The organism is Rhodonellum psychrophilum GCM71 = DSM 17998, from assembly GCF_000381545.1.
In the GTDB taxonomy this organism is placed as follows: Bacteria; Bacteroidota; Bacteroidia; order Cytophagales; family Cyclobacteriaceae; genus Rhodonellum; species Rhodonellum psychrophilum.
The window spans coordinates 86,075-99,123 of the sequence record NZ_KB906690.1 but is presented as its reverse complement, the minus strand read 5'-3'; the positions used below and the strand labels follow the sequence as shown (position 1 = coordinate 99,123).

Below are 13,049 nucleotides of genomic sequence, written 5' to 3'. Positions count from 1 at the left end.
AAATGGGAAGAGTTTATTCTTTGCCTTGAAATGAACCCTTCGCCAATGAAAACCTGTTCTGAATTGTCCTGGTTTTCCGGGATCCATTATTTTTTTCAAAAACCATATCAAAATGAATCAAACCCCACTTGCCGAAAGGATGCGTCCATCCAAACTGGAAGACTTGATCGGTCAGGAGCATCTTTCCAGTCCCAATTCATTTCTTTTTAGGGCCATCAAAAGTGGAAATGTGCCCTCATTGATTCTTTGGGGGCCTCCGGGAGTTGGGAAGACCACAATTGCCAACATCATTGCCAATGAGATCAAGGCGCCTTTTTATATCATCAGTGCGGTCAGTGCAGGCGTGAAAGATATCCGGGAGGTGATCGAAAAAGCCAAGTTTCAGATGGGAGTAGTGCTTTTTATCGATGAAATCCACAGGTTCAACAAATCCCAACAGGATGCACTCCTGGGCGCGGTGGAAAAAGGAGTGATCCGGTTGATAGGCGCGACTACAGAGAACCCTTCTTTTGAGGTCAATGCGGCATTGCTCTCCAGATGCCAGGTTTTTACGCTCAATTCACTTGGCAAATCAGAATTGGAAGCCATGCTGCGTCAAGCCTTGGAAAAGGATGTTTTCCTGAAGAAACGGGACGTGGTATTGGAAGAGACAGAGGCGCTGTTGCGCATTTCAGGCGGAGATGGAAGGAAGTTGCTCAACCTGCTTGAAATCGTGGTCGAAGGGATTGACGAGGATCCATGCGTCATCACGAATGAGAAAGTCACCGAAATCGCCCAACAGAAAATTGCCCTTTACGATAAATCCGGTGAGCAGCATTATGATATTATCTCGGCTTTTATCAAATCTATTCGGGGTTCCGATCCCAACGCCGCTGTTTACTGGTTGGCCAGGATGATAGAAGGAGGGGAAGATGTGAAATTTATCGCCAGGAGATTGGTGATCCTTGCGTCTGAAGATATCGGGAATGCCAATCCGAATGCCTTGCTGCTCGCCACCAACTGTTTTGAGGCGGTTAAAATCATTGGTTATCCTGAATCCAGGATTATCCTTTCCCAATGTGTGACCTATTTGGCTTCCTCCGCCAAAAGCAACGCCGCCTATATGGCAATCAACAAAGCCCAAGCCTTGGTGAGGGAAAAAGGAGACTTATCCGTCCCACTAGCGCTGCGCAATGCTCCAACCAAGCTGATGAAGGATCTGAATTATGGAAAGGCCTATAAATATGCCCATGATTATCCCGGTAATTTCGTCGCTCAGGAATTTTTGCCTGACGAAATCAAGAACACAAAACTCTACGAGCCCGGAAACAATGCCCGGGAAAATGAACTCCGCAGATACCTGAAGGATAAGTGGCAGGGGAAATATGGGTATTGAAGCCGCGTTATGCCTTAACATTTCCATTACAGGCTAAAATAGCCTTGAAATCAGTAAGTTGTTTATTGTTTCCGACTTCAACCCTATCGGTAAAATGCACTCTTTTCCAAATAGGCTGATTTGATTGCAGTTCCAACCTCGGTTGGAGACTTATTGCATATTTCCATCTAAACCACATCGGGATTCAGCTTGGAGACGGCGGGCATTCCGAGACGCTCTCTTCCAACCTACTCCAATCTTCTTAAAGGGAGTAAACTTTCTATTTACCCTAAACCGCTCCCTGTATCCAAGGTGATGTGTGTGCCTTGAATGGTAGATATAGTTCATTTAAATGAACGTTTCAACGGGTGAAATGCCTGTGCCGATTTTTCGGCATCCCTTACGTGCAGGGCTAATCCCGTTTTGACGGGACAGGCTGTCCCCGAAGCGAAGCAAGTGACATCCTCCATGAACCCCACATTCAGGATGGTGCGCTGGCATACCCTGTTTCCCGCATTACGGTAACTTTCCACCAGACGGTAATAAGCGCTCAGTTTTTCCGACTGTGGATGTTTGCGTAAGGAGAATTTGAAATACATTGGGTAAAGTTCTGTCCTTAACAGCCAAAAAGCAATACCCTCTGTGTACTACAAACCAAACCAAGACCTAATGGCTGAATGCTATAAATTCCCCCATAGGGGGATACAGGTAATCAAAGGGATTTTAACAGAAAATTAATTGAAATTTTTAATTTGACCCCAAAAAGCTGCAATCTGGGTTAAGTGGCTCAGGCAAGTAACGGTTTCATTTCCAAACCTGTTCTATCATTGGGAGTTGGGCTACAAGTTAGTCTAATGGACTAAAACCGAAGCATAATAAGAGCCGTATGCATCGAGAGGTTCACAGCCTGTCCCGAGAATCGGGATACGGTTCTGTGAGAGGTTTAGGGGTGGAATTCCCCTTTACCTACTCGACTAGAGTGTGTTATTCCTTTCGAGTCCTTATAGGAATGTTAACCCAATTCTTTTATTCAATCCTTGTTCAAAAATCCGGATCAATGTCGATAATTGGATATTTCCTTTCCCATTTTCTAGCTTGGAGATATAACTTTTCTTTGTTCCTGCCTTTTCCGCCAATTGCTCCTGGGTAAGATTTGCTTCCTTCCTAGCTTCTTTTAGCATTTCGCTGATGATGAACATCTGGGCATTCTCTTCATACTTATTCCTGCTTTCAGCTCCAATTTTGCCGTGTTCCAGTTCAATCAGTTCATCGAATGTTTTGACTTTGCTATAATCTTTCATAATCTTATTTCTTTGTTTGAAAATATTCCTTCATTAATCTTTCTGCTTTCTCTATTTCCTTCTTCGGGGTCTTCTGAGTCTTCTTTTGAAATCCGTTGAAAAGGACTACTAACTTTCCTTCATCAAAACAGCAGAATATTCTGTAAATATTTGATTGGTATTCCACCCTCACTTCAAATAACCCTTCAGTTCCTTCAAGATGCTTGAGAAACTTCCCGGGTACCCTTTCCACTTGCTTGATCAGTTCAAAAACATACTGAATCTTACTCTTGACCTTTTCATTCTGGCTTTGGTAAAACTCTATAAAGTGGTTTTCATAAAAAATTATCTTTCTTACCATATTTACAAAGTTATCTCAAAAGATAACATTTTCCAAAAGTGAGACGTTCTTTTAATGCACTCTAACAAGTTAGCTGCTTTACGTTACTTATCCGCTGTCTTAGAATTCGGGTTGAATTGAGAAAGAATCAAGTTTTTCACCTCTCAAAAATCACGTCTTTATTCGGAACCCTAAATCTTTCCCCATACACACCTTCAGGCAATCTTTTTCCACAACCAATAATCATGGAAATCTCGGCTGCATCGGGTAGATCGAGCAATTTCTTGACTCTTTTGGAGTCCAAGCCTTCCATGGGGCAGGTGTCATAACCTTCCGCGGTCATGGCATACATAAAAGTCATCGCTGCCAAAGCCACGCTTTTGTGGACGCTGATCCGCACATCCGTCTCTGACACTTCCCGCACCATGGGCTTCTTTAGACCTACAAACCAAGCGAAGACCTGCTTTCCGATCGACCACAATGGATATGTTGCATAAAGTTTTGGGATGAGTTTTCCATAATAGGCTAAGGCTTGTTTTTGTTTTTTGGATGGCGCGTCTTCATAAACAGCCTGGATATGGTTGTAATTTGCAGCAATGCGGCTTTTCCATTTGTCCCGACGGGCCACGACCACCACCAAATTTCGGGATGTAGTTGCCGCCTTTTGCCCCATACAAAGTTTGGCTAAGCGGTCCTTGAGAGGGGACGTTTCGGGGATCTGATAAAACTCCCATAATTGCAGGTTGCTGCTGTTAGGGGCCAAGGTAGCCGTCTCCAAGCATTTCCTGACGACCCCATGGTCAAAAGGTTCGGTTTGATCGAAAATCCTCACAGATCTCCTGTTTTCGACGACATCAAAAAAATCCAGGGAATATTTATTTTCTTTCATTTGGGGATTTTTTCCGAAACTGGTTTTATTATTCAAAACAATATTGGTTTATTTAAGGCCTAATTTATAAAGTTTTTGCCAAATCTAGGTCTTATGGTTGTTGAGTTTATCCGGCTGGAGCTGCTGAAAAGTATCCGCTCCACTTCTTTTGCAAAAAGCGTGATGGTGGGGGTTTTTTTAGCATTCCTTGCCGTTTTACTTCTTGGCTACCTTTTTCTTTTGGGTTTGGTTCTCAAGGACATCATCGTCAAGTACATGGGGATGCCCGATGCCTATGAAGTGGTGAGCGGCAGCTTGATTTACTTTTTTCTTATTGAATTTATGTACCGGTATTTTGTCCAAAAATTACCTGTCATTGATCTGGAGAGTTTCCTTCACCTTCCGATCAAAAAAAGCAGTATCATTCATTTTCTCTTGATCAGGTCCTTTATTTCTCCACTCACACTTGTGGCTTTGCTGGTATTTGGGCCTTTTTCCTATCAGGAAGTTGCCTTCCGATTTGGGAATGCGGCAGGTTTGATGTGGCTGGGTTCCCTGCTCTTGAGCAGTTGGTCATTGCATTGGCTGATGCTGTGGTTCAAGCAGCGTTTTGAGGACAGCCTGATCGGTATCGGAGTGGTCTTTTTGGTGATGTTGCTCGGGCTAGGCTCCAATTACTATGGTTGGTTCAACCTTGGCGATTTGATGAAACCGCTTTTCGATGCTTCCCTCACAAGCCCGATTCCAGTCATTGGGCTCTTGGTCCTTTTTTTTACATGTTATGGCCTGGCCTTTACATATTATCGGAACAATGCCTATATCGAGGATTTGACCTCGGAAGAAAATGTACGTTTTGTCAATCAATCTTTAGGGATTTTCTCCCGGTTTGGCTTGGCTGGCGAATTGGCCGACCTTGAATGGAAATTGATTATCAGACACAAAAAGAGCAGAACCTATCTCATGCTGGCTTCTTTTTTCCTGCTGTATGGATTGATATTTTATACGAATCCCATGTATAAAACCGAAGGTGGGGGATTCAACCACATGTTTGTTTTTGTGGGTTCATTTATCACCGGGATTTTCATGCTGCAATATGGCCAACTGTTTCTCAGCTGGAATTCCTCCAATTTCGATTTTTTCTTGGCAAAAAGGGATGGCCTTGCCTCCTTGGTGAAGGGAAAATACCTGTTGTTTATGGCCATTTCCTTTCTTTGCTTCCTGCTTTCCGTTCCCTATGCCTATTTTGGATGGGATATTTTATTGATACACTTGGCCACCTTTATTTTCAATATGGGCGTCATTATCCATTTGGTCATCTATCTTTCCCTATGGAAACCCAAACCGATGGACTTGAACAAAGGTGCGATGTTCAATTATGAGGGCGTCGGAATTGCCCAATTTCTGATGATCATTCCCATGATGGGCGCGCCCTATGTCGTGTATTTGCCATTTGCCATATTGGTTAACCAATATGCTGGGCTCTTGGCATTGGGGGTGATTGGAGGAATCGGGATATTGGCCTTCCCAAAATTGGCCAAATTTTCCATTGATAGAGTCATTGACAACAGACACGAAATCTCAGCATCTTTTAGACAGGAATTATGATCAGCATACAAGGACTCAAAAAACAATACAAGGAAGCCATCGTGTTGGATGTGGAATCGCTTGACATCTCCAAGAACCAGTGCTTTGGGCTGGTAGGCAACAATGGTGCGGGAAAGACGACCCTTTTCAGGATCATGCTGGATTTGGTCAGGGCCAGTGCCGGGGCTGTGATGGTGGATGGAGAAGATGTGAGCAAGGGAGAGGCCTGGAAATCCAAAGTCGGCGCTTTTCTGGATGAGCACATGTTGCTTTCCTACTTGACCCCGGATGAATATTTCGAAACTCTGCGAAAAATTTACGGTCTTTCCAAGGAGGATCTCATGCTGCATTTGGACAAATTCACAGAATTTTTCAATGGGGAGATTCTGGGCAAGAAAAAATACATCCGGGATTTGTCAAAAGGAAATCTGAAAAAAGTCGGGATAGTCGCCGCCATGATGGGCAATCCCGATGTGGTGATGCTGGATGAGCCCTTTGAAAACCTTGATCCCAGTTCCCAAAACCGCTTAAAAAAACTGGTGGTGCAGGAAAGTCCAAATACCACATTTTTGATTTCAAGCCATGATCTTGTCCATGTTACAGAAATCTGCGACAGGATTGTGCTTTTGGAAAAGGGAAAAGTAATCAAAGACCTCCAAGAAAAGGAGTTGATGGTGGAGGAATTGAATACTTATTTTGGGACCTAAATCAGGTTTTTCAGAATTGTTTTCAGAAAAAAAATTAAATCATATCTTAAAAAAAGAGATTTACCGGAATGGTAGATCTCTTTTTGATTGTACAATACTGAAACTTTTTGAGCTGTGTTGAAGGGTAGTTTTCGTAAAATAGAGAATGATTTCTTTAAGGGGAATCCAATTTTGGGTACAGATGCACCTTGAATAGCCACTGAAATTTCTTCCTCGTTGCTAAAAACATCGATTTTGAAGTTGTCTCCTTCAATATGCAGATCAGAAATCAGCTGTATTTGTTTCATTATTTTTCGGTTGTTGAAATTTTCAATTTTCCGCTAATTCTCCAATTGGTGACGTCATCTGACCCTACTTCTCGGGGAACTCCGATCACAAAATTTTCAAATTCATAGGAGATCACCGCTCCTTTACCTGTGAGTTGTTCGTAAAGACCAATGGCCAAATCTGGCCAAGACTGAATGTTTCCGTTTGATTCTGCCATAATTAAGTTTTTTATTGTTAATGATAATTAAGTAACAGGATCAATGCCTCTTTGTTTTTTTATCTTGGATGTTAGCCGGGATTTGGGATTTGAAAAATAAAAATGGTACTGAGATTTGGACTCAGTTGTAGAAAACCATTTAAAAAAACTGTGACGCTGCCTAATTGGAGATCAAAAACTGGGCATTCTTCGGGAGAAAGCTACTTGATCTTAATGGGTTATTTCTTTTGATATGTTAGGTCCCAGCCTGCAGAAATTCATATTTCCCCATTAGTCCCATTAAAATCCATGTCCATTTTAATGGTATCCCTGGGATATGCAATTACTTTGGCCCCATCTTCAGTAATCAGGATAGGTGTTCTTAAGGCGGATTTTTCTTTGACCAGAATTGTAAGAAGATCTGTTTCTGCTATATCCTTTCCTTCAATGTTGTCTTTGAAATACTCGGATTTCTTGTCGAATAAATCGATTATGCTAACGTCTAACCTTCTCGCCAATTCTGAGAACTGTGTGGGGGTCATTTCGTTTTTAGCAATATCGAGCTCATTGACAATATGTTTATGCAAGGTCAAAACATAGGCATAAGCTTCCCGATCCTCCAATTTAGTACTGTTGTAAAGAAATTTGATTTCATTTTTTCCAAGTTCAAACATGGTCGGAGAGGTTTAGAGGTGTAGAAAATCAAGTAAAATATACCCAATTTTGCCCATAAATTATTCCAGTCGGCTTTTTTGTTTTAGCCGAAAAACAAAAATTGGACTCAAATATTTTTCAACATCATCAAAAAAAGGCAATGATTTGGTGAATTCTACTTTTACTTGTTGATTTAGTTGAAACAGGGGGGGGTAAACGAAGGTTTTAAAAATATTATTCTGTTTCGGCTATTTGGATAATGCAATTGTCTGTAAAACTGTAGGTTGGCGCACAAACTATTTTAAGATTTAATAAAATTAATTTTTAGGTTTGACAACGTAAGTAATCTTTTTAAAGAGATTGTTTCAGATGAATAGGCTTTTTTAACCAATGTTTTTTATGGAGAATCATTATTTGATCGTAAAGAAAATCCTACACTCGATGGATGTTCCTTTTACGAAAGGTTTTTTGAAGGAAAAAGTGGAATCCCACCCTGAACCGCAAAGTCTGCTTTCTCTTTCGGACATCTTGAAACAATATAAGATAGATAGCCTTGGGCTGAAACTTTCGGAAATTGACCTTTAGATCATATTTGTACCGGGTGGAGGGGATGCGCTCCATCTGAAAACAGTCAGGCATATTATGGCCATAGCGGACAAAGGGAATCCTGAAGAAACCAAGAAGGCTCTGGACGATTGGTATCTCGCCGAAAAGAAGGATTATGCTGCCTTTGCTTCAAAGTATCCTATGAATGGGGAACTGAAAGCACAGGAAGCCAATATTCAGTCCATGCTTTCTTGGAGCGAATTAGAAAATATTACCTATACGCCCACCATTTTCATCGATGGCCATGAGTTGCCCAAAGCTTATGCTGTGGAGGATTTGAAATATGTTTTGGAATAGAAACAGGCAAACGGGCCCTAAAAATCTTCAGTCGCTATGAATGGTCACAAATATCGGGTGACTTAAATGTCCGGAGATTTTAACATTCAATAAAATCTAAAATTATGAAAAAATTTAATTTAGAAATGCTAAGACTTACTTCTGAGGAAGTGCTTGGAAGAAGTCAGATGAAGAAAATTACTGGAGGAGACATAAGCTTTACTATGTGTGACTGTTCAAGATCTGGAGGAGGTTCTAGTATAGCTACTTGTTCAGATGACTTGGTAGAACAAGGAGGGAACCGGTGTTGCACTGCTAGTTATGGGTCGGGATCAGTACAATCAAATTGTTAAATTTTAGAATCTGATAAAATCTTAAGAAGGCTGATATTTTCGGCCTTCTTTTTTAAAATTTCCAGAACGTTTTTAAGTCTATTGCAAAATTATCAAAAAAACAAAATACTTATGGTGGACATTTCTTTCTCAAACTTCCAAAGATGGATCAAATTCCACTCAGCAGCTCGCCATATTTTCAGGGGTTTATTTTTTTTAATTTTTTTGATTTCAATTCCCATCTTTTTTTCTTCATGCAAAAATACCGATCGAATAGACGAAATAAAAAAAGGTTACTTTTTTGAATTGGTAGATTCAGTCAAAGTAGATATACCCTATGAATTTGGATTAGTTTCCCCTAAAATGATAGATGGCCATTTGTTGGCGTACAGTTATCTTGATCAAACCTTTCATCTACTTGATTCAATGGGCAAGATTCAAAAATCCATTAAACAGCAAGGAGAGGGACCAAAAGAGTACAGCGAAATTTTGTTTTTTGTTACCATCCACGATGGTCATATAATATTCATGGATGACAAAAAACTAACGTACATCAATTTTCTCGGGGAATGGGTGAAAAGCATTCCATATAATGATCCGAATTTTAGCCGCAGAGGGGGAATTCCATATAATGACATTTATTTTATCGATAAAAATAGTTTTGTGGTCCCTAGCGTACACTTAGATGATCTTGGTTTTAGGGAAGACTACCATGCCGTTTTGGATACGATTCCCATTTGGTTTCATTACAGATATTCTTCTGTTACTGATGAATTTGAAATTGATTCACACGGCCGGTTGGATACGTCAAGCATGTTGTTTTCTCAATTAAAGTTTAATAATTATAAGCCAAGAATTTTTTTGGATAAGGGAGTTGTAAGCACTTATTTCCACTTATTTCCAACGATTTATAAATATAAGATTGGTGAATCTAATTTTCCAATCAGTAAAAAAAAGGTTCTTATTCAAGATTTTAAAAAACCTATTGGTTTGGATTATAAATCTATAACGTTTGAAAACCATATGGAATTTAATAGAGCAGCTGAGATAAACAGCACTTTAAGTTATGTGGTTTCGCTAGAGGATAATCGACTGTTTTTCATATATGGTCAAGGAAAAAACATCAATATGTATGATAGTGATGCAGATGAGGCTCAGGAATCATTGTTTTTTGGATTTATAGAAGATTTTGAAGACGGTAATGAAAGTCGGATTGAATTACCCAAGCACCATGGACATCCTTCATTTGGGCGTGGGATATCCTATTTAGGCGAAAATAGATTTCTTTTTATTTATGAAAATGAGGTAGAAAGAGATTTTTACTGTGGAAAGATTTTTGAATTAAAACCTATCAGCAAATAAGCTACATGTATTTTATAATTAACTTTTATATGAAAGGCTATTAAATATGTTAAATACATTTAAAAATATTTTGTCGCGACGAATGGTCACGTGCTCTTGTTGACCTTAAATATCAGGAGTAAAATTGGAGTTGATTAACGATTTGTTCACTGTTCAACAAGTAAAAAAAAAAAACTATGAAAAAGTTAAGTATTGAAATGTTAAGGCTTACTTCGGAAGAAGTACTGGAGAGAAGTCAGATGAAAAAGATAACTGGCGGCTATGGGGGGGGGAGGTATAAATGTTGCACAACAGGAGGTTGTAGTGCCTGTGTACCATGTCAAACAGATTGCAAGTGTTCTTTTGGAACTCGAACGGCTTGTTAAAATTAATCTTATCATAAAACTGCGCTGTTTATTAAATCAGTGCGGTTTTGTGTTCTTATTATTTGTTATGCTAAAACCTTAGTGATATTAAATGATTACCAAAAAAATTTTTACTATGGTCAAAATTCTCTTTTATTTTTTTTTAATATTTTCTTTTAGTGCTTGCGGAACGGGGCAGAACGGTAATAATATTACTTCTTATGAAGTTAGAGTTGAATTTGAGTTTTTGGATTCCCTCATGGTAGAATCATTATTTGAACTTTATTTAGCTGACAAAAATGAGAATACTGAGCAACTCCTTTTCAATGAGAAGCAGATGAAAGAGTTGATTCTTACAGATCTGGAGGGGAAAATAATTTCACGTTGTGAACCTAATGGAGAAGGCCCGGATAAAGTAGATTCTCCTTTAGAAGTGGCTTTTTGGCAGGATGGAATCGTAATAAAGGAAATATCTTCAGAGCATAAGTTTAATTTTTTTAATCAGAATTTTAAAAAAATAGGCCAAAGTCCCGCGCTCACAAAGAATTTAAATTTTCTTACTATTTACAATTCACATAGGAGTTTCTCAATCTTTGAAAAAGATGGAAAGACCTTAATTGTAGGTCAGGATCTAAATTTGATTGACGAACAGCTTCTAACCGAAAATCCTGAAAATTGTAGTTTATATGAAAGTACAGAAATTGGGTATATTTATGATGTAGATTCAGAATATTATATCCCGAAACTTGGAAGCCAAGACTTGAGCAAAAGTGGGTGGGATTAAAAAATTCCTATGTGCAGGTTTCTAAAACTGATCAAATAGTTGCCGTACTTCCAAGTGTTGGCAATCAGCTGTTTTTTTATGAGTTAAATGGCACAAGTCTTTCTCCAATTTCTCAGATTTCACTTTTCCACCCGGAGCGAAATGAGAATTTAATCTTCAACGCCAATAATGAATATTTTTTATATCCGCTTTTCACACAGCTATTTAGCGGGGGGGATTACTTTTTGGTAGAATTTCACACTGAAGTGCCTCAGGATATTTATGATTCATTTCGGGCAAAAGGAGAGGATTTCCAAAATGATCCTAAATACTGGGAAGCACTGCAAAAGCATTGGAAATCCAAATATATTCTGACGGATAAAAATGGCAATCAAGGAGGCATTTCAGAACTTCCTGTTCCGGGTGTACTACATTTTATAGATGCAGATGATATTTTATATATCAAGCCTAATCAAAATAAAGAATTGGATTACAATGTTTTTTATCGTTATAAAGTGACCTTAAAATAATTTTTCTATAAAATCAAAAATATGAAAAAATTTAATTTAGAAATGCTAAGGCTAACTTCCGATGAGGTACTGGAGAGAAGTCAAATGAAGAAGATTACTGGCGGGTATGGGGGTAGCTGTGGGTATAGACACCCAAGTGGTCAGGTTTGGTGCGGAATGTCATCTTCACAGGCACAAGGTGCATATGCAAATGGAGGGGGCAATTGGTGCTGTGGCAGCTGTCTTTCAAATGGTGGATCTGCCAGTTATTGTTGATTTTCCTTGGGGTTAGGTTTACTCCTAACCCCTTGAAATGGCTTTTTATAGAATTGTATAAATTCAAGAATTTTGTACTGTATATTTAATAATCCTTAAAGTTTTATGAAATTTAAGTGTTTAGTATTTTTGCTCTTATTTTCTCTGTATTCATGTAACCTTAAAACGTCGAAAATAGAAGTTGTTGAATCATTAATTGTTATATCGCTTGAAAAGCTGGACAGTATTCGTATTGATTATATTGGAAACCCCACTGTTCACGATGTGGATCCGAAATCTGGAACAGTACTTTTTATGGAGCACAAAGAGTTTTCTGAAGAGATCTTTATAGCAGATTTTGAGGGGGATATTCGTTCGTCTTTTTCCAAATTTGGGGAAATGCCGGATACTTATGGGGGATTAATGAGTACCATAAAAATTAATGGAACTAATTCATTTTTAGTATATGGATATCGTGGTTTTTTGACTTATGATTTTGACGGAAATCTTTTGTCTTTAATAAAATACGATGATTTTAAAGTGCCAAGCGAATCAAGGATTGCAATGGGGTTTGGAATGGAAAAAATTTCCGATTTTTACCTTTATGTTAACCAAGAATCAAGGCCTTCCGAGACCGCGCAATATGAAGGCCATAAATTATTGTCTTTATTTGACACTGAGGTGGGTAAAAGAACTCCAATCATTGGGTTCCCTGAAAATAGTATTTTTTTGAATGGCAATTATTTTTTTTCTGCTTCGTGGTTTCCTGTGTTCACTCATTATGATGATTATATTTATGTTGCGTTCGGTTCTGAGCCTAAAATTTATGTCTATGAGGCCAATGAACCTTTTAAGGTAAAACATTCTATTTCCCTAAAATTACCCAATTATTATTTTGGAAAAGGTTCTGATGATCCAAATGACTTCAAATATATCGGAATGGTATTTACATCTGGGAGGATTGAGAATATTAAGCGTCTAGGTGAATATTTCATACTGGGATATTTTCCTGGATATGATGCATTAGACACAGAAAAGAGTTTTGAAAATAAGTCACCTGAAGAAGCAATCCATTTTCGGGAAAAGATGCTAAAAAAGTATCCCTCTCGTCTTGCCATTTTAGATTCACTTGGAAATGTCCTCAACGATTTTGTTCCCGATGGACTTGAGCCAAGCAGTATGCTACTACGAAATGGCGAGCTTTGGATGATGGAAATACCCAACGAAGAAGTGGAGGAGGATTATTTTAGATTGTTTAGAGTGGGCATAAAAGAGGAAAGTATCTAACTGCAATAATCGAATTTAGGCCTAAACTATTATCAATTAATCTATTCATCTTATTTCTTCAACTG

General features: G+C 38.8%; 15 protein-coding genes. 9 read left to right on the top strand and 6 right to left on the bottom strand.

Features of this window, described 5'->3' with window-relative positions:
* Positions 1–112: 112 nt before the first annotated feature.
* Entirely contained in the window at positions 113–1,375 is a 1,263-nt protein-coding gene (locus tag F824_RS0120855) for a replication-associated recombination protein A (protein ID WP_019599883.1), read from the top strand.
* Between the two features lie 980 nt (positions 1,376–2,355).
* On the opposite strand, the gene F824_RS0120845 is transcribed toward F824_RS0120855, so the two are convergent.
* The 3 genes from F824_RS0120845 to F824_RS0120835 all read right to left on the bottom strand — a co-directional run bounded on the left by F824_RS0120845 (position 2,356) and on the right by F824_RS0120835 (position 3,863).
* On the bottom strand, positions 2,356–2,655 hold the full coding sequence (locus tag F824_RS0120845) for a helix-turn-helix domain-containing protein (protein ID WP_019599881.1): 300 nt from the start codon (positions 2,653–2,655) through the stop codon (positions 2,356–2,358).
* Between the two features lie 4 nt (positions 2,656–2,659).
* Entirely contained in the window at positions 2,660–2,995 is a 336-nt protein-coding gene (locus F824_RS0120840) for a type II toxin-antitoxin system RelE/ParE family toxin (protein ID WP_019599880.1), read from the bottom strand.
* A 136-nt stretch (positions 2,996–3,131) separates the two neighbouring features.
* Positions 3,132–3,863, bottom strand: a complete 732-nt coding sequence (locus F824_RS0120835; protein ID WP_022582396.1) for a nitroreductase family protein — start codon at positions 3,861–3,863, stop codon at positions 3,132–3,134.
* Between the two features lie 93 nt (positions 3,864–3,956).
* On the opposite strand from F824_RS0120835, the gene F824_RS0120830 reads away from it, so the two are divergent.
* Together F824_RS0120830 and F824_RS0120825 are read left to right on the top strand one after the other, a co-directional pair.
* The gene (locus F824_RS0120830; RefSeq protein ID WP_019599878.1) at positions 3,957–5,447 is read left to right on the top strand and encodes a DUF5687 family protein; all 1,491 of its coding nucleotides are present in this window, start codon (positions 3,957–3,959) and stop codon (positions 5,445–5,447) included.
* A complete protein-coding gene (locus F824_RS0120825; RefSeq protein ID WP_019599877.1) occupies positions 5,444–6,133 on the top strand; it encodes an ABC transporter ATP-binding protein in 690 nt (229 codons plus the stop codon). The genes F824_RS0120830 and F824_RS0120825 overlap by 4 nt, the downstream gene beginning before the upstream one ends.
* Here the strand turns inward: F824_RS0120825 and F824_RS0120820 are convergent.
* The 3 genes from F824_RS0120820 to F824_RS0120810 form a co-directional block, all read right to left on the bottom strand.
* On the bottom strand, positions 6,130–6,420 hold the full coding sequence (locus F824_RS0120820; protein ID WP_019599876.1) for a hypothetical protein: 291 nt from the start codon (positions 6,418–6,420) through the stop codon (positions 6,130–6,132). The genes F824_RS0120825 and F824_RS0120820 overlap by 4 nt on opposite strands.
* Entirely contained in the window at positions 6,420–6,617 is a 198-nt protein-coding gene (locus F824_RS0120815) for a hypothetical protein (protein WP_019599875.1), read from the bottom strand. The genes F824_RS0120820 and F824_RS0120815 overlap by 1 nt, the downstream gene beginning before the upstream one ends.
* Before the next feature lie 257 nt (positions 6,618–6,874).
* Positions 6,875–7,270 carry an arsenate reductase family protein gene (locus tag F824_RS0120810; RefSeq protein WP_019599874.1) on the bottom strand — a complete coding sequence of 132 codons (396 nt, stop codon included), beginning with the start codon at positions 7,268–7,270 and terminating at the stop codon, positions 6,875–6,877.
* 379 nt (positions 7,271–7,649) lie between these two features.
* Between F824_RS0120810 and F824_RS0120805 the strand changes: the two genes are divergently transcribed.
* From F824_RS0120805 to F824_RS0120775, 6 genes are all read left to right on the top strand, one after another.
* Entirely contained in the window at positions 7,650–7,835 is a 186-nt protein-coding gene (locus F824_RS0120805; protein ID WP_139189678.1) for a hypothetical protein, read from the top strand.
* A gap of 57 nt (positions 7,836–7,892) precedes the next feature.
* Positions 7,893–8,153 carry a DsbA family protein gene (locus tag F824_RS0120800; protein ID WP_019599872.1) on the top strand — a complete coding sequence of 87 codons (261 nt, stop codon included), beginning with the start codon at positions 7,893–7,895 and terminating at the stop codon, positions 8,151–8,153.
* 443 nt (positions 8,154–8,596) lie between these two features.
* A complete protein-coding gene (locus tag F824_RS0120795) occupies positions 8,597–9,826 on the top strand; it encodes a hypothetical protein (protein WP_139189680.1) in 1,230 nt (409 codons plus the stop codon).
* A 456-nt stretch (positions 9,827–10,282) separates the two neighbouring features.
* Entirely contained in the window at positions 10,283–10,954 is a 672-nt protein-coding gene (locus F824_RS0120790) for a hypothetical protein (protein ID WP_019599870.1), read from the top strand.
* A gap of 11 nt (positions 10,955–10,965) precedes the next feature.
* Positions 10,966–11,463, top strand: a complete 498-nt coding sequence (locus tag F824_RS0120785; RefSeq protein WP_139189682.1) for a hypothetical protein — start codon at positions 10,966–10,968, stop codon at positions 11,461–11,463.
* A gap of 360 nt (positions 11,464–11,823) precedes the next feature.
* Positions 11,824–12,984 (top strand): hypothetical protein, encoded by a 1,161-nt coding sequence (locus tag F824_RS0120775; protein ID WP_139189683.1) that lies wholly within the window; start codon positions 11,824–11,826, stop codon positions 12,982–12,984.
* Positions 12,985–13,049: the final 65 nt, after the last annotated feature.